This window comes from Streptomyces gossypii, assembly GCF_025165795.1.
Taxonomy (GTDB): domain Bacteria; phylum Actinomycetota; class Actinomycetes; order Streptomycetales; family Streptomycetaceae; genus Streptomyces; species Streptomyces gossypii.
In genome coordinates this window covers 618611-640136 of the sequence record NZ_JAJAGO010000002.1, presented here as the reverse complement: position 1 = coordinate 640136, position 21526 = coordinate 618611, and the positions used below count along the sequence as shown (strand labels likewise).

At 72.9% G+C, this 21526-nt stretch carries 14 protein-coding genes; 9 read left to right on the top strand and 5 right to left on the bottom strand.

Features of this window, described 5'->3' with window-relative positions; translation table 11 throughout:
- Positions 1 to 250 precede the first annotated feature (250 nt).
- Together LHJ74_RS06455 and LHJ74_RS34125 are read left to right on the top strand one after the other, a co-directional pair.
- Complete coding sequence (locus tag LHJ74_RS06455) at positions 251 to 1072, top strand: TetR/AcrR family transcriptional regulator (protein WP_260216526.1); 822 nt, start codon at positions 251 to 253, stop codon at positions 1070 to 1072.
- Between the two features lie 180 nt (positions 1073 to 1252).
- Positions 1253 to 3175 (top strand): sigma-70 family RNA polymerase sigma factor, encoded by a 1923-nt coding sequence (locus LHJ74_RS34125; protein WP_311203264.1) that lies wholly within the window; start codon positions 1253 to 1255, stop codon positions 3173 to 3175.
- A gap of 30 nt (positions 3176 to 3205) precedes the next feature.
- Here LHJ74_RS34125 and LHJ74_RS06440 read toward each other — a convergent pair whose 3' ends face one another.
- From LHJ74_RS06440 to LHJ74_RS06425, 4 genes are all read right to left on the bottom strand, one after another.
- Positions 3206 to 6679 carry an AfsR/SARP family transcriptional regulator gene (locus LHJ74_RS06440; RefSeq protein ID WP_260216525.1) on the bottom strand — a complete coding sequence of 1158 codons (3474 nt, stop codon included), beginning with the start codon at positions 6677 to 6679 and terminating at the stop codon, positions 3206 to 3208.
- 130 nt (positions 6680 to 6809) lie between these two features.
- Positions 6810 to 7613: a 2OG-Fe(II) oxygenase gene (locus LHJ74_RS06435; protein WP_260216524.1), complete on the bottom strand. Its 804-nt coding sequence runs from the start codon at positions 7611 to 7613 to the stop codon at positions 6810 to 6812.
- Between the two features lie 123 nt (positions 7614 to 7736).
- Positions 7737 to 8264 carry a methylated-DNA--[protein]-cysteine S-methyltransferase gene (locus LHJ74_RS06430; protein ID WP_311203263.1) on the bottom strand — a complete coding sequence of 176 codons (528 nt, stop codon included), beginning with the start codon at positions 8262 to 8264 and terminating at the stop codon, positions 7737 to 7739.
- Between the two features lie 92 nt (positions 8265 to 8356).
- Positions 8357 to 10681, bottom strand: coding sequence for a macrolactam cyclase family protein (locus LHJ74_RS06425; RefSeq protein WP_260216523.1), 2325 nt, complete (start codon positions 10679 to 10681; stop codon positions 8357 to 8359).
- A gap of 826 nt (positions 10682 to 11507) precedes the next feature.
- Here LHJ74_RS06425 and LHJ74_RS06420 point away from each other — a divergent pair.
- Together LHJ74_RS06420 and lhgD are read left to right on the top strand one after the other, a co-directional pair.
- A complete protein-coding gene (locus LHJ74_RS06420) occupies positions 11508 to 13010 on the top strand; it encodes an NsdA family TPR-like regulatory protein (RefSeq protein ID WP_260216522.1) in 1503 nt (500 codons plus the stop codon).
- 438 nt (positions 13011 to 13448) lie between these two features.
- Positions 13449 to 14699, top strand: a complete 1251-nt coding sequence (gene lhgD, locus LHJ74_RS06415) for an L-2-hydroxyglutarate dehydrogenase (RefSeq protein WP_375546677.1) — start codon at positions 13449 to 13451, stop codon at positions 14697 to 14699.
- Positions 14700 to 15006: 307 nt separating this feature from the next.
- Here lhgD and LHJ74_RS06410 read toward each other — a convergent pair whose 3' ends face one another.
- The gene (locus LHJ74_RS06410; RefSeq protein ID WP_260216520.1) at positions 15007 to 15624 is read right to left on the bottom strand and encodes a hypothetical protein; all 618 of its coding nucleotides are present in this window, start codon (positions 15622 to 15624) and stop codon (positions 15007 to 15009) included.
- A gap of 104 nt (positions 15625 to 15728) precedes the next feature.
- Here LHJ74_RS06410 and trmB point away from each other — a divergent pair, with 104 nt between their 5' ends.
- The 5 genes from trmB (at position 15729) to LHJ74_RS06385 (ending at position 21427) form a co-directional block, all read left to right on the top strand.
- A complete protein-coding gene (gene trmB, locus LHJ74_RS06405) occupies positions 15729 to 16544 on the top strand; it encodes a tRNA (guanosine(46)-N7)-methyltransferase TrmB (protein WP_260216519.1) in 816 nt (271 codons plus the stop codon).
- A gap of 238 nt (positions 16545 to 16782) precedes the next feature.
- Complete coding sequence (locus LHJ74_RS06400; RefSeq protein ID WP_260216518.1) at positions 16783 to 18255, top strand: PrsW family intramembrane metalloprotease; 1473 nt, start codon at positions 16783 to 16785, stop codon at positions 18253 to 18255.
- A gap of 102 nt (positions 18256 to 18357) precedes the next feature.
- A complete protein-coding gene (locus tag LHJ74_RS06395) occupies positions 18358 to 18723 on the top strand; it encodes an ArsR/SmtB family transcription factor (protein ID WP_260216517.1) in 366 nt (121 codons plus the stop codon).
- Complete coding sequence (locus LHJ74_RS06390) at positions 18720 to 18989, top strand: flagellin family protein (RefSeq protein WP_260216516.1); 270 nt, start codon at positions 18720 to 18722, stop codon at positions 18987 to 18989. The genes LHJ74_RS06395 and LHJ74_RS06390 overlap by 4 nt, the downstream gene beginning before the upstream one ends.
- A 158-nt stretch (positions 18990 to 19147) precedes the next feature.
- Positions 19148 to 21427 (top strand): MMPL family transporter, encoded by a 2280-nt coding sequence (locus LHJ74_RS06385; protein WP_260216515.1) that lies wholly within the window; start codon positions 19148 to 19150, stop codon positions 21425 to 21427.
- Positions 21428 to 21526 lie beyond the last annotated feature (99 nt).

Here is a 21526-nt window from a genome sequence, read left to right as displayed (position 1 = left end):
TGCGGGTGCTTTACCGAGAGGAATCGGTGCAGGTCAGGCCGAATTTGGGAGGGCTGCGGAGGGTGCCGGAGGCGAACATTCCGGACCGGTACTCCAATCGGGGCGGTTGCCACGCGGAGGTGCCCTCTTCTCACTTGACGTGGGCTCAACTATGTTCGTTACCCGTCGGGGCACTCCGCATACTGAGAGCGCACCGACCACACGAGGGCGGGGGTCTCCGGGGGGAGACATCATTACCGGGGGAACAACTATGCACATTCAGGGGATTCAGGACTCTACGCGCTCGACCCCACTGCGGGTCGATGCGCAGCGCAATCTTGAGCATGTTCTACGCGCGGCACGCGAGGTCTTCGGCGAGCTGGGTTACGGCGCGCCGATGGAAGACGTGGCGCGTCGTGCCAGGGTCGGTGTCGGGACGGTCTACCGGCGCTTCCCCAGCAAGGACGTGCTGGTCCGCCGGATAGCCGAGGAGGAGACGGCCCGGCTGACCGAGCAGGCGAAGGCGGCACTGGGCCAGGAGGAGCAGCCATGGGCCGCACTGTCGCGGTTCCTGCGCACCTCGGTCGCCTCCGGCGCGGGGCGGCTGCTGCCGCCCCGGATACTGCGCACGGAGGCTCCGGACGAAGAGGCGGCAGCGGAGGCGACGACGCCGACGCCGACCGCACCATTCAACGGAACGGCGCACGGTGTCGAGATCGAAGGGCTCGACACGGAGATGCGGGTGCCGCAGCAGCGGCAGGTCGCCCGGGAACGCCAGCCGGGGCTGGTCCTGGTGGAGTCGCACACGGTGGCGGAGATCGAGCAGACCAGCCGCCCGGACGAGCTGAGGCCCGGAAGTGCCGACCCGGGGGCGGACGCCTCGGGCGAGACGGAACTGCTGGAGGTGGTGGGGCAGCTGGTCGAGCGGGCACGGGCCGCAGGTGAACTGCGCGCCAGTGTGACGGTCGGCGATGTCCTGCTGGTGATAGCCACGGCAGCGCCCATGCTGCCGGACCCGGACCAGCAGGCGGCAGCTTCGGCCCGGCTGCTGGACATCCTGCTGGAGGGCCTGCGCTCACGGCCCACCCTCTGAATCACCCCACGGACGCTTCGCGCGGGGTGGTGACCACGCATCGGGGTGAGTACGGGCGCAAGACGCCATACCCGAACTCACCCCGTATGAGTGGTTGTTGTCCTTGAACGGCTGTCAATCGTCTCCTCTGTGTCACTCTTGCCCCGGTCTCGGCGGCGAGCGTGAACGGGGGCATCCGCTATGGGTGTTGAGGGGTGGGAAGACCCGCACGACACCGGCGCGGTATCGGGGGCGCCGAGCGTCCCACGGCAGCGAGGGCGGCGTGGGCGGCGTGCGGAGACCGGCGAGGAGCCCTCCGACTCCACGCTCGTCACCCGGATGCGTACGGGGGACACCGGCGCGTACGACGCGCTGTACCGGCGCCACGCGGACGCCGTGCGCCGTTACGCCCGTACGTGCTGCCGGGATTCGCACACTGCGGAGGACCTCACCAACGAGGTCTTCACCCGCACCCTGCAAGCCGTGCGCGGCGGGTCCGGACCGGAGACGGCGGTCCGCGCCTATCTGCTGACCTCGGTCCGCCGGGTGGCGGGGGCCTGGGCCAAGACCGCCAGGCGGGAGCAACTCGTCGAGGATTTCGCGGTGTTCGCGCAGTCGGCCGACGGCTCCGCCGCCACCGCCAAGGCAGGCGCCTACGACCCGGGCGCGGATGTGCGGACGATGCGGGAGGCTGACCGCTCACTTGCGGTGCAGGCGTTCCGCAGCCTGCCGGAGAAGTACCAGACGGTGCTGTGGCACACGACCGTCGAAGAGGAGTCGCCGAAGGACGTCGCACCGCTGCTGGGCCTCTCGGACAACGCCACGGCCGTGCTCGCGCACCGGGCCAGGGAGAAGCTCAAGCAAGCGTATCTCCAGGCGCATGTCAGCCACGCCCTGACCTCCGGCGGCGACTGCGCGCGCTACGCGGACCGGCTGGGCGCCTACGCACGCGGCGGGCTCCGGATGCGGGCTGAGCGCGGGCTGAGCAAGCATCTGGAGGAGTGCGCCGAGTGCCGCACCGCGGCGATGGAGGTCAAGGACGTCAACAGCGAGATCCGTCTCCTGGTGCCGGTCGCCTTCATCGGCTGGTTCGCCACCACGGGCGGTGCCAAGGGGTTCGGCGCACTCCTGACGGGCGGCGGCAGCGCGGCGGCAGCCTCGGGTGCGGGGGGCGCGGCGGGCGGGGGCGCGGCGGGCGCCGCCTCCGAAGGACTGGGCACACCGGTCAAGATCGGGATCGCGGCCGGTGTGGTGACCGCCACCGGCCTCGCCGTCGCCCTGGCACTGGCGGGTGGCGACAAGGACGACGACACCGGCAAGCCGCGGGCGAAACCCTCGGCCGCGCCCGTCGTGCCAGCGCCGCCACCGGAGGAGCCTGGCCCAGGGCGCCATCCCGGGCAGCCCGCTCCCGCGCCCCCCTCCCGGCCCTCTCCCGATCCCGTGCGCGACACCGCCCCCGACAGCACGCCCGACAGCACGCCCGACACCACGGCCGCCCGCGACACCGAGCCGAGTCGGCAGCCTGGTCCGAAGGCGAGCCCTGAGCCGAGCCCGGAGCCCACGCCCACACCGGCGCCGGAGGGGAAGCCGACGCCGACGCCTCCGCCCAGTGAGGGCCCGGAGTCGCCCCGCGACCCCGCCCCGGCCCCTCCTCCCGCTCCGGCGCCGACTCCCCCGCCCGAGCCGCCCCCCGCGAAGTGCGCGCTCAGCCTTCTGAGCGGGGACGTCTTCGAACGCGGCGGCGAGAGCGCGGCGCCGCCCCTACGGATCAGCCCGAGCACGTGGATGTGGCAGCGCCAGAGCCTCCGGATCGACAGCGGCACCCACGGGCGCGGTGGGACGGTGCACGCACGGTCGCCCGTGACCATCGACCTCAACCGGGCGTGCGTCGCCTACGACGCGCTGACCAGGCTCGACAAGCTCACGCCCGTCGGCAGTCCGGTCCGCTTCTCCGGCCGCGGTGACGACACGCGGCTGTGGCAGTCCCCCGCCGTCACGCGGGACGAGCCTCCCGTGCCGGTCCATCTGCCGGTGGGCGGTGTCCGGACGCTCCCGCTGGTCGTACAGGCTGAACCGTCGCGCCAGCCGGACCAGCCGCAACCATCACATGGCTCGCGCGGATGAGCACCCTTGCCGACCGGGCCGAGGCCGGGGTCACCTGTCGCTGACGGATCTGACCGGCCTGGCGGCCCCGCGCCCACCGGCGGCCGCACCGTCCACCCCGGCGGGTCGTACGGGCCCGTCGAGCAGCGCGCCGAGCAGGTCCGCCGCCTCCCGCAGGCTCGTCGGCGCACCACGCTCCCCCGCCGCGTGCGCCGCCTCCCGCCCGGCCCGCGCCCGTAGCTCTGCGTCCTGGCGCGTTTCCGGGACGCTGGCGGGCAGTGCCCCGCGCATCGCCCGCGCTCCGTCGGCCAGTTGAACCGCGGCTACCGGGTATCCGGCTCCGAGAGCGACGGCGGCGGCGTTGTGCAGGATGCCGGCGCAGAGCGCCTCGGAGAGGCGGGCGCTCTCGGCGCGGCGCAGTGCGTCCCGTGCCTGCCCGAGGGCCTCCGGCGGGCTTGCCCCCTCCGCCAGCAACAGCTGCCCGAGCTTCGAGGCGATCACTGCGTCGAACATCGCCGGTGGGCTGCCGAGTGCGGCGAAGCACTGGGTTTCGTTCAGCAGCGCGCGGGCCTGCGCGATATCGCCCCGGTCCAGGCTGATGACCATGAGCAGGAAGCTGCTGAAGGTGCGGGCGTCCGTGACGTTCAGCCGCTCGGCGTCCTCCAGCGAGCGCTCGGCGAGTTTCTCCGCCTGCTCGCTGTCGCCCTCCCGGTACCAGGCCTCCGCCATGCGTACGAGCAGGAAGGGCGTCTCGGTCAGCGCGCTGAGCGCCTGCGCGTGCCGGAGTGCGCCCTCGTAGCCGCGCCGGGCCTCGTCGTAGTGCCCGTGTATCAGCTCGATTTCGGCACGCAGCGCCGCCACCTGTCCGATCAGCCAGCGGTCGCCGGTGGACTGCGCGAGGGCGTCGATCTCCGGCAGGTCGACAACGGCGCGGACTATGCCCCGCGGCATGTCGACCCGTATGTGGGCGCGGAAGAGGAGGCTGACGGCCAGGCCCCACGCACCGCCGAAGGCGCGGGCGTTGGCGACGCAGACGTCCATCAGCTGGCTGACCGTCTCCACGCCCCGGGTCAGATAGGCGGCGAACGGCCAGAGCAGCCCCGGGAACCGGGCACTCTCCGGGCCCGGGCGGCGGAAGGCCTCGATGATCTCGCGGGTGATGCCCTGGTCGTGCGCCCGCTGGATCAGTTCCTGGCCCTGCTGCTCGTGCAGGAGGAAGTAGAGGAGCAGCTGGAAACCGCGGAAGCGCAGCTCCTCCGCGGAGCTGCGGTCCGCACGGTCCTGGGGAAGCAGCCACAGAGCCCGTAGCGTCCACTCGCCTCCCTCGTCCCGGTAGTTGCGCAGCCACCAGAACCAGCCCATCGCGTCGACGACGGCGAAGACGGTGTCCGCGTCACCGGCCTGGAGGAGGCGGGAGAGGACGGCACGGATGTTGTCCAGATCCGCCTCGACGCGCGGCAGCCAGGCGAGTTGCTCCCCTGAGCGCAGCCGGGGCTCGGCTGCGGTGACGAAGCGGAGGATCTGCTCCGTGTGCCGGGCCTCGGCTGCCGACCGGTCCTCGGGGTGCTCGGCGGCGCGCTCGTTCGCGTACTCGTGGATCGTCTCCAGCAGGCGGTAACGCACACCGGTGTGGGCGGCGGAGGCGGGGCGGTCGGCGATGAGGATGGACTTGTCGACGAGCGCGCCGAGGATGTCGAGGACGGTCTCCTCGGTGACGGCCAAGCCGTCCGCGCAGACATACTCGGCGGCCGAGAGCGTGCAGCCACCGGCGAAGACGGAGAGGCGCCGGAGCACCGTGCGTTCCTGCTCGTCCAGCAGATCCCAGGACCAGTCGACGACCGCGCGCAGCGTCTGCTGGCGCGGCAGGACGGTGCGGCTGCCGCTGGTGAGCAGCCGGAAACGGTCGTCGAGGCGGTCGGCGATCTGGCGCGGGGTGAGCGATCGCAGGCGGGCTGCGGCCAGTTCGATGGCGAGCGGCAGCCCGTCCAGGCGGCGGCAGATCTCGGCGACGGCTCGCCTGTCCTGCACCGACGCGTCCGCGGTGAAGCCGGGTCGCGCGGCGGCGCCCCGCTCGGCGAACAGCTGGTGCGCGGGGGCGGGCGGCAGCGGCTCCACGGGGCGTACGGTCTCGCCGGGCACTCCCAGCGGCTCGCGGCTGGTTGCCAGCACCACGAGCCCGGGGCAGCGCTCCAGCAGCGTCGCCGCGAGATCGGCGGCGGCGCCGATCACGTGCTCGCAGTTGTCCAGTACGAGCAGCAGTTCGCGGTGCGCGAGGTGCTCGATCAGCCGGGCCGTAGCGTCGCCCGCGTGATCCGAGCCGCCGGTGCGGGATGCCTCGATGCCCGTGAGGCGCGCCGTCTCGCGCCGCCCGAGCCCGCTCAGCACGGCACCGGGCACGGCGGCCGGATGCTCCAGCGGCGCGAGCCCGACCAGCCAGATGCCGTCCCGAGCGGGGGTGGCTGCGGCGACCTCTTCGGCGAGCCGCGTCTTCCCGGAGCCGCCGGGCCCGGTGAGGGTGACCAGCCGGGAGGCGGCGAGGTCGCCCGCGAGGGTGTCGAGATCGTGCTCCCGGCCGACGAAACTGTCGAGCCGGGTGCGCAGGTTTCCGGGCACGGCGGGTGGCGGCCCCGCGGGGTCCGTGGACTGCGGCTGAGCCGGGGTCTGAGCCTGTACGGGCGGCAGGCCTGGCTCTGCGGCGACCGCGGGCGTGCCCTGGGCACCCGGCCCCTCCACCGCTGTGACTGACTGCCCGGATTCCCGCTGCCCGGATTCCCCTTGCTCAGCCTGCTGATGCTCGGACCGCAGCAAGTCGGCGTGCAGCGCGCGCAGCTCCGCGCCCGGGTCCGCCCCGAGCCGGTCCGCGATCTCCCGCCGTACCGCTTCGTACGCCTCCAGCGCCTCCGCCGGGCGTCCGGTGTCGCGCAGGGCGAGCAGGTGGAGGGCGTGCAGGGGTTCGTCCAGCGGGCGGGCGGCGGCGAGTTCGCGCAGTTCGGGCAGCACTTGGGCGGCGTGCCCCAACTCCAGTTCGGCGGCGATGCGGGCCTGCACCGAAGCCCTCCGCAGGGCTTCTGGCCGGGCTGCGGCGGACGCGCGGTCCGGCAGGTCGGCGAGCGCGGGGCCGCGCCACAGCCCGAGCGCCTCGCGCAGCATCCGGGCCGCGGTCTCCGGATCGCCACGCTCTCCTGCCAGCTCGCCGCCCTGTGCCAGGCGCTCGAAGCGGTGCAGATCGATGTCGTCCGATGCGGCCCTCAGCCGGTAGCCGCCGGGCAGCGACTCCACCGCGTCCCTGCCGAGCGTGCGGCGCAGCCGTCCGACCAGCGCCTGGAGGGCGGCGGGCGCGTCGCCGGGAAGGGCGTCCGGATCTGCCCAGACCTCCGCGATGAGCACGTCCACCGGCACGGCGGCGTCGCTGTTCGCGCGCAGCGCGAGCGCGGCGAGCAGCGCGCGCAGCCGGTGTCCTCCGAGAGGAACGGCCTGCCCTTGCTCATCCAGTGCCTCGGTCGCGCCCAGAATCAGATAACGCACGCCCCCATTGTCGCCGCCGGACCGCTACGAAGCGCTGCAATTTCGCCCCGCAGCAGCACGCAATCGAAACATAACCGTCCGTATCCTCATGGAGTGGACGGAGCCTTCCCGTGGACGTAGCCGCCGGGGTTCAGGCCGCATCGTGCAGGACGAGCCCCAGCGTGTGCCGGGTGCCGCTGCGGACTGCGCTGACTCCGTGCTTGACCGGGGACGCCGACCAGCCACGAGCGGAGCGCACCGGCCGGTCGCGGGTGGTGAAGACGAGTCCGTGCCCCTGGGGCACCAGGGTTGCCGTCCCACGGGACTGGGCCCGGGGGCGCTGCTCGACCAGCAGGAACTCGCCGCCGGTGTGATCGGCTCCCGGCTTGTCCAGATTGATCACGACCTGGAGCGGGAAGACGAGCTCGCCGTAGAGGTCGCGGTGGAGCGCGTTCCAGTCGCCGGGACCGTAGCGCAGGAGGATCGGCGTGGGTCTGGTCTGACCAGCTGCGTGGCACATCTCCAGCCACTCGGCCAGCGTGTCCGGCCAGGGGGCGGGCCTGCCGAGTTTCTCGGCCCAGTCGCGGGCGAGGGGCAGCAGGCGCGGGTAGAGGGCTTGGCGCAGCTCCTGGACTGCGTCCGGGAAGGGATGGGCGAAGTAGCGGTACTGGCCCGAGCCGAAGCGGTAGCGGGCCATGTCGATGGTGGAACGGAACCGTCCCACCTCCTCGTACAGCGCCGCGATCCGCCCGCACTCGGCCGGGGTGAGGAGCTGCGGGGTGAGGGCGCAGCCGTAGTCGTTGATCTCGTCCGTCAGGGCGGGCCAGTCCGCGCCGTCCACCCGGCCGGTCAGCGTGCCTGCGGCGACGGGGGGCGTGGCGGCCCGGGGCGGGGCGGGGGCGGATCTCGCTGCGGACTCGGGCAGGGGGAGCGGCAGCGGGGTGGACGTGGGCATGACGTCTCCGGGTTGTCGGTCGGTCAGCGGGCCGGGCGGCACACGGCAGCACACGGCAGAAATGGACGGGCAGGGCAGGTCCGAGTGGGGCCGAGCGGGGAGCCGGGCTTCCCCGGCCCCTACTCAGCCGAGCTGCGGCTGGAGTGCGCCCTCGTGCGTCAGCAGGGCCTCCTTGCGCTCCAGCCCTCCCGCGTAGCCCGTCAGCGACCCGTTGGCCCCGATGACGCGGTGGCACGGGCGCAGGATCAGCAGCGGGTTCGCGCCGATCGCGGATCCTACGGCTCGCACGGCGGAGCGCGGGGCACCGATCTGCTCGGCGATCTTCCCGTAGGTCGTGGTGGTGCCGTACGGGATGGTCTCCAGCGCCTGCCACACGCGTTGTTCGAAGGCCGTGCCGCCGGTCGCCGTGCGCGGCAGGGTGAAGCCGGTGAGTTCACCCGCGAAGTACGCGCGCAGCTGGCGGACCGCCTCGTCGAGCAGGCCGGAGTCCGCGCGCCATCCGGCCCGTGGAGCCGGGGCGTTCTTCTGTCCGGGCATCGACAGTGAGGTCACGGTGACTCCGCCTTCGACGGCCGCCGTCTCCGCTCCTGTCAGCAGCAGTTCGCCGAGCGGGGTGTCGAGCGTCGTGTGCACCGTCAGCTGGGTCGTCATCGCCCTTTCCTTCCTTGAGCTTCCTCCGTACGCGTCCCACTGTGCACGGATTCGGCCGACCGGACTGGCGGAAATCGGACGGTGCGTTCACCTCACAGCGCGGGGCGCTGCGGTCCCGGTGTCACCCCGGCCGCCGCCGCGCGCTGGCGGGGCGCGGCGGAGCCCGTCCAGCAGGTGCCGCGCCGGGCCAGCAGGCGCCTGAGCCACACCTCCGTGGAGACGAGGTCCGCCAGCCCGTCGAGCGGCAGCGGCTCGCCGTCGGCCGCCGCGCGCAGTGCCTTGCGTACGACGCGGGCCTCGATGAGTCCGGCGTCCGCGAGCAGGGGGGCGTCGAAGAAACCGATGAGGTCGCTCGCGGCGAGCCGCAGGCCGGCCCGCGCGGAGGCGATGTGCGGGGCGTGCGAGGGTGCGCCCCAGCCGGGCGGCAGGTCGCGTACGCCCGCGCCCGCGAGCACCGCGCGCAGCACCGACACGCGTGCGCCCGGTTTGACGCGGGCGTCTTCGGGCAGAGCGCGGCAGGCGCGTACGACCTGGTTGTCGTAGAAGGGCGCGTGCAGCCGCTGGTCTCGGATCTCGGCTGCCTGTTCGAGTACCCGCTGGTCGGCGGCCTGGCGGGCGAGTGCGGCGCGGGCGCGGCGTTCGCCGGGGCGCTCCGCTATGGGCCGCGCCGCGGCGGCGGCCTCCAGCCGGACGGACACTTCGGCCAGCGCCTCACCGGTCATCCAGCGGGCGGCCGGACCGGGGCGGCACCAGGTGAGGGCGGCCAGCGAGGCGTCCAGCGCGCTGACGTCCTCCGGGTAGCCGCGGCCCTGCGGGGCGGAGCGCTCGTCGGCGAAGCGTCTCTCCCGCAGCCGCGCCGCCGCCTCCTCGACTCCGGCACGGTAGGGCGTACGGGCCAGCCTGCGCGCGGCGCGGTAGACCGTCAGCGGGGCCAGCACCGTGCTGCCGGCGGCGAGTCCGCGTTCGGCGCCCTCCGCGCGCGCCAGCGCCACCGCCGGGCGGACCAGATGGCGGCGGCGCCGGTCCATCAGGAGATCGGCGAGCCGGGCGGGGTGCGCGTCGAGCACCTGCCGGGCGCCGAGTCCGACGAAATGGTCGGCACTGCCCGCCGACAGCCGCAGCCGGTGGCGTTCGGCCCAGATGAGGGAGGGACCGGGTTCGTCGGTGAGCGGACCGCTCTCCAGGTCGGCGTACGGCAGCGCTTCCTCGCCGCCGGTGACGACGACATGGTGCAGTCGCGGGTTCTCGGCGAGGGCGCGGGCGCGTTCCAGCTCCGCCTTCGACGTGCCCGCCACGCCCAAACCCGAGCCTTGGCCAGAACCCGGGCCGGAGCCGGAGCCTCCGTCCGGAGCCGCCGCCGTCAGGTCGTTGAAGGTGACCGCGAGCAGCCGCTCCCCCGCCTCCGCGCCGCCCGCGCCCAGCACCGTGCCGGGCATGCCGGGCAGTCCGGCGGCGAGCAGGGCGAGCGTCCCGGAGGCGGGACCGCCCGAAAGGTCGGCGCCGATGCCCGGTGCGGGACCGGGACGGCCGCCGCGTGCGGCGCGGCGCTGGGCCGGGCCCCTGCCGGGGACCGGGCCGGGGTCGAGCCGGTCGAAGTCCGACTCGTAGGCGTGCCGTGGCGCGGCGAGCCGTGCGCGTACGGCTTCGACGAGGGCGTCCCGTACGCCCGCGACGGCCGTGTCCACGTCGACGGCCGCGGGAGCGGAGAGTACGAGCGACGCGGTCGGTTCGTAGCCCGCGATCTCGCAGCTGCTGCCGTCGCGCAGGATCAGCGCATGGCCCGGCGGTACGCGGCGCACGCCCACATACGGCGTGCCGTCGCCGAGTGCCTCGGGCGCGTCGGGGCAGGCGAGCAGCGCCGCGAGGTGGGAGATGTCGAGCTGTGCCTCGATCAGGTCGGCCAGCGGGAGCGCTGCGGTCGCATAGGCGTTGCCGCCCGCCCACGGGGTGTGGAACACCGGGCGCAGTCCGGCCAGATCGGCGGCGACGGTGATGCGGCGGCCGACACTTGCCACCGCCGTGTAGCTGCCCGGCCAGGCGGTGAGGTGGCGGAACGCGCCGCCGCGCGCGGCGTAGAGGCCGACGCGGAGCTGCTCGTCGGTGGCACCGCAGTGGCCGAGTACGGCGAGTTTGTGGCCCGGTTCGGCGTGGATGACGCGTACTTCGTCCGGGCGCCAGTCGCCGACGGCCCAGAGCGGGTCGGGGTCGTCCCACAGCAGCTGTGCGCCGACGGGGCGGACCGTTTCACCGGAGGGGGCGCCCGCACCGGAACCGGAGCCCGAGCCGTAGCCCGGCGCTTCGCCGTAGCCGCTGCGGTAGCCCTCGCGGTGGCCGTGGCCGCCGCCGTTCGCCCCGGAGACCGTGCTCGTACCCGGTCCTGTGGGCGCGGCGCTGCTCCATCCCACCAGCCATCGCATCGCCGCGCCTCCACCCGTAGCGTCCAAAGCGGCCGTTGGGCCCGGAAAGACCCAGAACGTCAACAGGTCCAAGGGCTCGCAAAGCCCGAAAGACGCTGTTGCCAGCCGCTGTTATGACCATGCTGCCACGAGAAGGGCATGGTGGAGGCGCTCACGGGGCGCACGACTTTGTGAGGTGCGCCGCGCCCGCGCGCCCTGGGGTGCGTCCGCGACGTTTCGGACAGGCACGGAATATGCCGGGTGGGTCAACCGGTGTCATTCAGCCAAATATGAGCCCGGGGGACGATGGCGCCCCCCGGACCGAACCGCCGTCCGCGGGGAATGTAGACGGCGGTCTCCCCCAGCCCACTGGTCCAGTTCAGCGGGCCGACCCACGCGACTCACATGGAAGCGCTTCCGTTCACCCGGCCACAGAGCGCATGAACGGGCGCATGGCCACACACCAGGAGCACATGCCCCATCCCGCCCTAACGACCTGGTGTGCGGAGTTGACGGACTCCCGCCGCCCCGCGGCTCCGCCTCCCGCGTTGTCGAAGGTCGACGACGCTCCACGCCGCCTCCCTCCCCCGCCCTGGGTCCGGAGTCCGAGCCCCCCGCCCGCTGATCCACTCGCTGCCGCGCACGAGGCCGTGAGTTGCCTCCCGGCACGGACACGAATCCCGCCATCCGGGATATCAACCCTTAACGGTCGGGATGCGGCGAACTACGCTGGGTCGCAGTAACTTTCCCGTGCCAAGGCGAACGGGTAAGCCCCTGACCGGAGTTGGAGGTCAGGGGTGCCTCGCGTTCGTCACGGGGCGGCCGTCGGTGTGTGTCAGGGGTGCGCATGTCCAGGGAGCCACGCGGGCCGAATGAGAAGCTCGGCACCGTTCTCGCCCTCGCAGGAATCAGCAACGCCGGACTGGCCCGCCGGGTCAACGACCTCGGAGCGCAGCGTGGACTGACGCTTCGTTACGACAAGACGTCGGTGGCCCGGTGGGTATCGAAGGGGATGGTGCCGCAGGGAGCGGCACCCCATCTCATCGCCGCCGCCATCGGCAGCAAGCTGGGGCGGCCCGTACCGCTGCACGAAATAGGGCTGGCCGACGCCGATCCTGCGCCTGAGGTGGGTCTCGCCTTCCCCCGCGACATCGGGGCGGCGGTGAAGGCCGCGACCGATCTCTACCGGCTGGATCTCGGCGGCAGGCGCGGTGGCGGCATCTGGCAGACACTCGCGGGCTCGTTCGCCGTCAGCGCCTACGCCACGCCCGCCTCGCGCTGGCTCATCACTCCGGCCGACAGCTCCGTGGCGCGGGACACCGAGGCCGCGCGCGCCGCCGCCACGGCGGTGGCGGCCGTCGGAAACGGCAACGGCACGGGCGCCGGCAGCGCCGAGATCGGTGGCGAAAGTGCCGCTGAAGGCCCGAAGTTGATACGCGTGGGCCACACCGACGTCTCCAAACTGCGGGAAGCGGCGGACGAGGCGCGGCGCTGGGATTCCAAGTACGGCGGCGGAGACTGGCGTTCCTCCATGGTGCCCGAATGCCTGCGTGTCGACGCGGCGCCGCTGCTGCTGGGCGCCTACTCGGACGAGGTCGGCCGCGCCCTGTTCGGCGCCGCCTCCGAACTCACCCGCCTCGCCGGATGGATGGCCTTCGACACCGGGCAACAGGAGGCGGCACAGCGCTACTACATCCAGGCACTGCGGCTGGCCCGCGCGGCGGCGGACGTGCCGCTCGGCGGCTATGTGCTGGCGTCGATGTCCCTGCAGGCCACCTACCGGGGCTTCGCGGACGAGGGCGTGGACCTGGCGCAGGCCGCTCTGGAACGCAACCGCGGTCTGGCCACCGCCCGCACGATGAGCTTCTTCCGCCTGGTGGAGGCCCGCGCCCATGCGAAAGCGAACGACTCGCACGCCTGCGGCGCGGCCCTGTCCTCCGCCGAAGGCTGGCTGGAACGCTCCCGTGACGGCGACGCGGACCCGTCCTGGCTGGACTTCTACTCCTACGACCGGCTCGCCGCCGACGCGGCCGAGTGCTACCGCGACCTGAAGGCGCCCCGTCAGGTGCGCCGCTTCACCGAGAAGGCGCTGTCGCGCCCGACGGAGGAGTTCGTACGCTCGCACGGGTTGCGGCTTGTCGTCTCGGCGGTGGCGGAGCTCGAATCGGGCAACCTGGACGCGGCCTGCGCGGCGGGCACGCGCGCGGTGGAGGTCGCGGGCCGCATCTCCTCGGCCCGGACGACGGAATACGTACGGGACCTGCTGCACCGGCTGGAGCCGTACGGCGACGAGCCGCGGGTGGCGGAGCTGCGCGAGCGGGCCCGACCGCTTTTGGTAGCCCCGGCATGACCGGCCCGTCGCGGGCCGCCCACGGGGCGGGGCGGCGTCGGAGCTCCCCGTGCCGTGACGAGCGCGTGAGGGGCGCCTGAGCGACGGCGGCACGGCAGCCAAGGCCGTGGCCGGCAGCAGCAGCCGGACCGCCCGGCGACGTAAGAACCCTCACGGAAAGGGGTTGCGGACGCCCCCCGAGCCGCCCGGTCCGTCCGCGGAAACCGCGCGTCTGCGCGGTCCGGGCACCGTGACCGTCACGACCGCGTGCTCCGTCCACCCTTTTCCGCGTCCGGCGCCGACGGGACCGGACCACTCCGGCCCGCCCTGGACGGCCGGGCGACGCGGCTCCGGGCCGTCACCGGGCGGGCCCGGCCCACCCGGCAGGGTCATGTCGCCCGGCACGGGCGAGCGGCACATGACCCGCGCCACTGCGCATTGTCAGTGGCAGCGGCCATGATGGGAGACGTGTTCAGGGAGTCCACGGCGTCCTCGCCGTCCACGGCGTACGACTGCGATGTGCTGGTGATCGGCGGCGGCATCGTCGGGCTGTCGACGGCATACGCGCTCACCCGTGCCGCGCCCGGCACCCGAGTCGTCGTCCTGGAGAAGGAGCCGCAGACTGCCCAGCATCAGACGGGCCGGAACAGCGGCGTGATCCACAGCGGGATCTACTACCGCCCCGGCTCGCTGAAGGCCCGCTTCGCCGCACAGGGGGCGACGGAGCTCGTCAAGTTCTGCGTGGAGCACGACATTCCGCATGAGCTGACGGGCAAGCTGATCGTCGCCACCGAGCGCGCGGAGCTGCCCCGGCTGCACGCCCTCGCTCAGCGCGGCAGGGAGAACGGCATCCCGGTGCGGGAGCTGGGCCCCGCCCAGATCACCGAGCACGAGCCGCATGTCCGCGGCCTCGCCGCGCTCCATGTCGGCACCACCGGCATCTGTGACTTCAGCGCGGTCACGGCGGCGCTGGCCAGGCTCGCCCGGAGCGCGGGGGCGTCGGTGCGCTGCGGTGCGCGGGTCACCGCCATCGACCGCCGCCCCGGGCGCGGCGTGGCGGTGCGGACTGCCGACGGCACCGTGCTGCGCGCCCGCGCGCTGGTCAACTGTGCCGGGCTGCACTGCGATCAGGTGGCCCGGCTCGCGGGAGACGAGCCGGGCATGCGGATCGTCCCGTTCCGCGGCGAGTACTACGAGCTGGCCCCCGACCGCGCGCACCTGGTCAGCGGCCTGGTCTATCCGGTGCCCGACCCCGCCTTCCCCTTCCTGGGGGTCCATCTCACCCGGGGAATCGACGGCAGCGTGCATCTCGGGCCGAACGCCGTACCGGCCCTCGCCCGCGAGGGTTACGACTGGCGTGCGGTGCGTCCGGGCGAACTGGCCGGGACTCTGGCGTACCGGGGCGCCTGGCAGGTGGCCCGCCGCCACTGGCGGTACGGCATGGGCGAGCTGCGTCGTTCACTCTCGCGCGAAGCCTTCACCGCGGCGGTGCGGAGGATGCTTCCGGAGGCGACGGCCGCCGATCTGCGCCCCGCCCCGGCGGGCGTCCGCGCCCAGGCGGTGCTGCCGGACGGCACCCTCGCCGACGACTTCCTGATCGCCGAGGCGCCGCACACGGTGCATGTGCTCAACGCTCCGTCGCCGGCCGCCACCGCCGCCCTGCCGATCGGCCGCGAGATAGCGGAACGCGCGCTGCGCACCCTGCCCTGACCGGCACCCGGCACCCGGCACCCGGCACCCGGCACCCGGCAGAGCAACTCACCGGCTCAGCAAGCTCACCGCGCATTCCGTCCACATGACGCCAAGCCGCCACGGCCGCGCCGAGGAGCACCACATGGAGCCCGGCCGCCCCCAGCACCGGAGGTGATTCCCACCCCGCGCTCTCCGCCGCCGCACCAGGCCGTATGGGGAGAACGCGAGCATGGCCGTCCCGATGCCTCCGTAGCTCACCAGTGCCTGGAGTTCAGTACGGTCGGCTGCCGCGAGTTGTCGACCACGCGCAGTCGTCAGGGCCGGGTCACTTCATGGTCCAGGTTGTCGGCGGGCTGTGGAAGCCGCGGTTGAGCTGCGCTTCCTCGATTTTCATCTTCTCCGGCACGACATAGACCTGGCAGAGCGTCTCGGTCTGCCCCTTCTTGAAGGCGCCGACCGTGTCCGCGTCCCTGCAGTCGTCCGGGGTGCTCGGCAGGTCGCCCATCAGCATCATCAGCGGCCTGCCGCGCACCCCGCCGGTCGTCGTGATGCCCCAGTCGGTCGCGGTGCTGGCGTCGGCCGGGGAGTCGCCGCCGACGTGCGTGTATTCCACATACAGCCAGGCGGGCACCTGGCCCGTGAACTTCTTCGGATCGCTGCTGGCCTCCGACAGGTCCCCCGGCTTGCCCAGGACCACCTTCTTGGCGGCGACCTCGAACTTGCCGGTCCTGTTGTCGCTGGTGACCTCTGTCGGCTTGTCAGCGGTCTCCCCCATGGACAGCTTCTGCGGCTTGCCGTCCCCGGCCGCGGAGGAGGCGTCGCCGCCGTTCCGCCGGTCCTTCTTCCCCGAGCCACCGTCACCGGACCCGCAGGCGGTGAGGGCCAGCACGGCAGTCGCCGCGAGCACTGCCGTACGACTCAGCACCGTTGTGTTGCGCAGCATGTTTCTTTCCGATCCGTTTCCTGTCCGGACGCTCCCGCCGGACGTGCGCGATCTTATGCGGGCCGCGCACCGCCCTCGCCACCGCGCATGCACCCGGCCGTAGAATGGGCAGCACTGTGTCTGAGAAAAGCCCTGCTGAGCCTTCCGGTGCCCGTATGTTCGCCCCCGGTGCGGGCCCCTCCGCCGACCCGGCGGGCTCGCATCACGAGCGCCGCATCCGCAGCTTCCAGCCGCGCCGCAGCCGCGTCACCCACGGCCAGCGCGAGGCGCTGGAGCGGCTGTGGCCGACCTATGGCCTGGACATAGACGGCCTCTCCCGGCTGGATCTCGGCGCCCTGTTCGCACCGCTGCCACCCGACGCTCCGATCGTCCTGGAGATCGGCTTCGGCATGGGTGAGGCGACCGCGCAGATGGCCGCCGCCGACCCTGGTACGGGCATCCTCGCCGCCGATGTGCACACCCCGGGTCAGGGAAACCTGCTCCGTCTCGCGGAGCGGGACGGCCTGTCCAACATCCGGGTGGCCAACGGGGACGCGGTGATCCTGCTGCGCGAGATGATCGGACCGGCCTCGCTCGCCGGGCTGCGCGTCTACTTCCCGGACCCGTGGCCGAAGACACGGCACCACAAGCGCCGCATCGTCCAGCCCGAGTTCCTGGACTTGGCCGCCGCCGCGCTCGCGCCCGGTGCGCTCGTGCACTTCGCGACCGACTGGGAGCCGTATGCGGAGCGGATGCTGGAGCTGCTGCGCGCGCACCCGGCGTACGAGAACACCCAGCCGGAGGAAACCGCTGACGCACAGCCGGGGCGCGGCTTCGCGCCGCGCCCTGCCTTCCGGCCCCTGACGCGCTTCGAGGGGCAGGGCCTGGATCAGGGGCACGTCGTGCGCGACGTGCTCTTCCGCCGCCGTCCCGCCGGCTGATCTTCTTCGGTCGACAGACCGTCCATGCCCCGGCCGTGATCGTGGCTGGAGCGTCGACGGACTCCGCGGTTCCGCATGCGCCGCCGCTTGCCGTTGGCAAGTCGACATGCGACAGGCATATGCCCCAGCCGCCGTGCACCCGCATGCTCCCCCGCGCGCCCCCGTCCGGTGCGGTCACCCGTCCGGTGCGGTCACCCGTCCCGCCGCTCCCCGCCGTGCCTCCGGCTACTGTCGACGGGTGCATCAGGGTCACCAGCCGGGCCCGGCCGCCCCGTACGAGGCCGCCGCGGTCCCGGCCTGCGAGCAGCAGCCGCGGTTCACGGCCATGCCCGCCTCCCCGGCCGACTGGCGCTACCGGCCGCCCAGGGCACCGTCCTGGCGGGACTGGTGGCACCGGCACAGCCGCACTCTGCGCGCGCTGGCCGTCGCGGGCATCCTGGCACTGTGCGGTGTGACGATCCTCGCGCTGGTACGCGAAGAGACCGGCACCCAGGGTCTTTTCGTCGGCCTGGTACTGGCCGTGCTGCCCGTGCCGCTGCTGGTCGCCGCGTTCCGCTGGACGGACGGTGTGGAGCCCTCCCCCTGGCGCAATCTCGCCTTCGCCTTCGCCTGGGGCGCCTGCGCCGCCACCCTGATCGCGCTGCTCGCCAACACCTTCGCCACGGCTTGGCTCGCCGACTCCGCGCTCTCCGACTCACCCGGCCACGCCGACACACTGGGCTCGACGGTGGTCGCCCCGGTTGTCGAGGAGACCGCCAAGGCGGCCTCGATCCTGCTGCTCTTCGTCTTCCGCCGCCGGGACTTCACCGGCGTCCTCTCCGGCATCGTCATCGCGGGCATCACCGCCACCGGCTTCGCCTTCACCGAGAACGTCCTCTATCTCGGCAGCGCATACGGCCAGGACACCGCGTTCGGCGGCCCGTACGCCCTGCACGAGTCCGCCACCGCCACCACCTTCTTCGTACGAGTGGTGCTCTCGCCCTTCGCCCATCCCCTGTTCACCGCGCTGACGGGGGTGGCCTTCGGCATCGCCGCGGTCCTGCCGCACCGGCGCCGCGCCACCCGGGTACTGCTGCCGCTGGTGGGACTGCTGACGGCAATCGTGCTGCACGCCGTGTGGAACGCCGCCGCGTCCGGCATCTCGCTTCCCTTCCTCGGCGTCTACGCCCTGTTCATGCTGCCGGTACTGGGCACGCTGACCTGGCTGGCGGTGTGGTCCCGGTACAACGAGCTGCGCACCATACGCCGCACGCTGCCCTCGTACGCCGCCGCAGGCTGGCTCTCCCCGCCCGAGGCGTGGGGCCTCGCCTCGATGCGGGCCCGTGCGCACGCCCGCCGTCTGGCCCGACGCGCACACGGACCGGCGGGGGCGCGGACGGTGGCGGAGTACCAGCACTTCGCCACCACCCTCGCCCTGTTGCGCGCCCGTGCGGAGGGCGGCGCCGTGGCACCCGACTTCGCCGCACGCGAGCAGGAGCTGCTGCACCACCTGTGGACGCGCCGCGCACTGGCGGCCCCACCCACCCAGAGCACGGCGCTGGCCCTGGCGCGCCCGTACCTCCCGCCGCAGTGGGCGGGGGCACCGACGCCCCAGGGCCCCCCGGGGTACGGGGCGCAGCACCCGTACGGCGGTCAGGCACCGTACGGGGCGCCGCAGTACGGGGCCCGGCCGCCGTACGGCAGCGGGCCGTGGGGCCCGTACGGCCGCTGACGCGGACTCTCCCCTCCTGCTGAGCCGCTTCCCGCCGAGTCGCATCCCTGCTAAGCCATAACAGCACCTGCTAACATTCTTTTGCATGTGCAGGATTTGGCCATGAGCAACCCAGTGAGCAACCCAGCACCCACGGGTGACGACCTGGTGCGCGTCCTGGCGACGCTGTCCAACCCGCATCGCCTGCGCGTGGTCGCCGCCCTCGCGGGCGGACGGAACTACGTGAGCAGGCTGGCCCGCGAGCTGGACATCAGCCGGGCCCTGCTTCAGGTGCACCTGAAGCGCCTGGAGGCCGTGGGCCTGGTGTCGTCACAGCTGGAGCTGTCGGAGGACGGGAAGGCAATGAAGTTCTACGAGGTGCATCCGTTCGCGGTCCACCTGACGCCGGACGCCATCCGGAGCGCCGTCGAGACGCTGCACCCGCCGGAATCCGCCACGCCGACCGACGAGAAGGGACCCGAGAAATGAACGAGCACGAGTGGGCGGAGGTCATCGGCGTCATCGGCATGTTCGTGCTGCTCATCTGCGTCGTCACGATGACCATCTGGCAGGTGGCAAAGAGCCTGCGCGCCAAAGCCGTCCTGGCGCGCGAGGACTCGTACAAGAAGCTCGCCGAGGCCGCGGTCAGCAGCCAGCAGGCGACGGAACTCCAGCTCGCCGAGCTCGGCACACAGCTGACCGAGATGCGGGACCGCATGGGCACGCTGGAGCGGATCCTCAAGGAAGTGGAGTGACCACCGCAGCTACCAGAGCTGCCGCAGTCACCCGGCAGAGCGACTGAACGGCCCTGGACCGCCGAGCGGCAACTCGGCGGCCCAGGCAACAGAAGGCGCACCACCTCGCCGCGGCGAGTATCCACAGGAACGCTCCTCCACACGAAGGAGAGCAGCTCATGCTGCGCGAAAGCAAGCCGTCCGCCCCCTCGGCCGACCCACCGCCGGTCCCGCCGTCAGCCCCCTCCCCGCCCGCCCGAACGGCACGCGGCGGGTTCTTCGAAGCCGTCGCCGCCTGGTCCGCACGGCACCGGGCCCTCGCACTCACCGGCTGGTTCGCGCTCATCGCGCTGACCCTCCTCGGCAGCTCCCTCGCCGGAGCCCCCGCCGACACCACCGACCCGGGCGAGGCGGGCCGGGCGACCACGCTGATGCGAGAGGCGGGCGCCGAGAACAGCACCCGCGAGAACGTGCTGATCCAGGCCCGCGACAAGGCGGGCGACCAGGCGGGCGAGAGCGACGGCGGGGGCGACGGCCCGCAGTTCGCCGACAGCCCCGCCGTACGGGACGCCACCGCCGACCTGGTGTCGGCGCTGCGCGAGGGCGACGCCGCGAAGGCTGTGGCCCGCGTCGGCTCCCCGCTGGGCGAGCACGGCGAGCGCTGGCTCTCCGAGGACCGCCGCTCCGCGCTCGTCACCTTCGAGATCACCGGCGCCGACGCACAGTTCGAGGCGCATGACGAGGCCGCCACCAAGGCCCTGTCCGAGGTACGGGAGCGGCACCCCGGTACGCGAATGGTGCGGGCTGGCGACGCGAGCCTCTCCGGCGTCGTCGAAGAGGGAATCCAGGACGACTTCAAGCGCGCCGAGTATCTCTCGCTGCCGCTCACCCTGCTCATCCTGCTCGTCGTCTTCGGCTCACTGCTGGCCGCCGGAATCCCGCTGCTGCTGGCCGGAACCTCGGTGGCCGGAGCGTTCGGCCTGCTCCAACTCCTCGCCCCGGTGGTCGCTTTCAACAGTGCGGCCTCCTCGATGGTGCTGCTGATCGGGGTGGCGGTCGGGGTCGACTACTCACTCTTCTCGCTGCGCCGGGTCCGCGAGGAACGCGCCGCCGGACGCGAGTTGCACGAGGCGCTGCGCATCACCGCACGTACCTCCGGGCACGCCGTACTGGTTTCCGGGCTCACCGTGATCGTGTGCGTCTGCGGGCTCTGGTTCACGGGCGTCGACCAGCTCCAAGGGCTCACCGTCGGCACCATCCTGGTCGTCGGCCTGGCGCTGCTCGGCTCGGTGACGGCGCTGCCCGCACTGCTGGCCACCCTCGGCGACCGGATCCACCGGAGCCGTATCCCCTGGCTCGGCAGGCGGCGCACGGCGGCCACCGGCTCCCGGCTCTGGGAGGGAATCGCGGGCACGGCCGTACGCCGCCCCCTGCTGACCGGCGGGCTCTCCGTGCTGGCACTGCTGATCATGGCGACGCCGGCGCTGGACATCCGGCTGCAGGACGCGGCCGTGACCGAGAGCCTCCCCCGCGACGCCTCCGTCACGGTGGACGCGGCCGTCCGCATCCAGGAGGAGTTCCCCGGCTCACCCACCCCGGCGCGGGTCGTGGTGCGCGGCGAGACGGACGCGGCGGAACTGCGCCAGGCCGTGGACGCGTTGCACTCCCACGCCGCCGCCCCAGCCGCCGACGGGCTGCTGCTTGAGCCGATCACCGTCACGCCGATCACCGGCGATCTGCTCGAGGTGCGCGTACCGCTGGCGGGGCCGGGCACCGACCCCACCTCCGTCCGTGCGCTGAAGCACCTGCGCGAGGAGGCGCTGCCCGCCACCCTGGGCAAGCTCCACGGCGTCGACTACGCGGTTTCCGGCCGCACCGCCCTGCCGCACGACTTCGCGGAACAGGTGAACGACCGGACGCCGTACGTCTTCGCCTTCATCCTGATCCTCGCCTTCCTCCTCCTGCTGATCACCTTCCGCTCGCTGGCCATCCCGCTCGTCTCCATCGCGCTCAACCTCCTGTCGGTGGGCGCGGCTTACGGTGTGCTGGCCTGGGTGTTCCAGGACGGGAACCTCGAGGGCGCGCTCGGGTTCACGTCGTACGGCGGGGTGGTCAGCTGGCTGCCGCTGTTCATGTTCGTGATCCTCTTCGGGCTGAGCATGGATTACCACATCTTCATCCTCAGCCGGATCCGCGAACGCTGGGGCGAGGGCGCGGGGGTGCGCGACTCGATAATCGGCGGGATCTCCAGCAGCGCGGGGGTCGTCACCAGCGCGGCGGTCATCATGACGGCGGCCTTCTCCGTCTTCATGACGCTGTCAGCGATCGAGTACAAGATGATGGGCGTCGGCATGGGCTTCGCCATCCTGATCGACGCCACGCTGGTGCGGGGCGTCCTGCTCCCGGCGGCCCTCTCCCTGCTGGGCCACCGCGCCTGGACCCTCCCGGGCCGCGGCTGACCGCGTCCAACCCCTGCCGCCCCGCCGCCCAGCACGCGAGCCCACCCGGCCTCGCCGCGCGGGGCGCCACCCTGACACCTCCGGATCTCCGGCCCATGG

Coding starts and splice junctions, on each gene's coding strand:
- LHJ74_RS06455 (WP_260216526.1), top strand. CDS start 251: ATGCACATTCAGGGGATTCAGGACTCTACGCGCTCGACCCCACTGCGG.
- LHJ74_RS34125 (WP_311203264.1), top strand. CDS start 1,253: ATGGGTGTTGAGGGGTGGGAAGACCCGCACGACACCGGCGCGGTATCG.
- LHJ74_RS06435 (WP_260216524.1), bottom strand. CDS start 7,613: ATGCCCACGTCCACCCCGCTGCCGCTCCCCCTGCCCGAGTCCGCAGCG.
- LHJ74_RS06430 (WP_311203263.1), bottom strand. CDS start 8,264: ATGACGACCCAGCTGACGGTGCACACGACGCTCGACACCCCGCTCGGC.
- LHJ74_RS06425 (WP_260216523.1), bottom strand. CDS start 10,681: ATGCGATGGCTGGTGGGATGGAGCAGCGCCGCGCCCACAGGACCGGGT.
- LHJ74_RS06420 (WP_260216522.1), top strand. CDS start 11,508: ATGTCCAGGGAGCCACGCGGGCCGAATGAGAAGCTCGGCACCGTTCTC.
- lhgD (WP_375546677.1), top strand. CDS start 13,449: ATGGGAGACGTGTTCAGGGAGTCCACGGCGTCCTCGCCGTCCACGGCG.
- LHJ74_RS06410 (WP_260216520.1), bottom strand. CDS start 15,624: ATGCTGCGCAACACAACGGTGCTGAGTCGTACGGCAGTGCTCGCGGCG.
- trmB (WP_260216519.1), top strand. CDS start 15,729: ATGGGCAGCACTGTGTCTGAGAAAAGCCCTGCTGAGCCTTCCGGTGCC.
- LHJ74_RS06395 (WP_260216517.1), top strand. CDS start 18,358: ATGAGCAACCCAGTGAGCAACCCAGCACCCACGGGTGACGACCTGGTG.
- LHJ74_RS06390 (WP_260216516.1), top strand. CDS start 18,720: ATGAACGAGCACGAGTGGGCGGAGGTCATCGGCGTCATCGGCATGTTC.
- LHJ74_RS06385 (WP_260216515.1), top strand. CDS start 19,148: ATGCTGCGCGAAAGCAAGCCGTCCGCCCCCTCGGCCGACCCACCGCCG.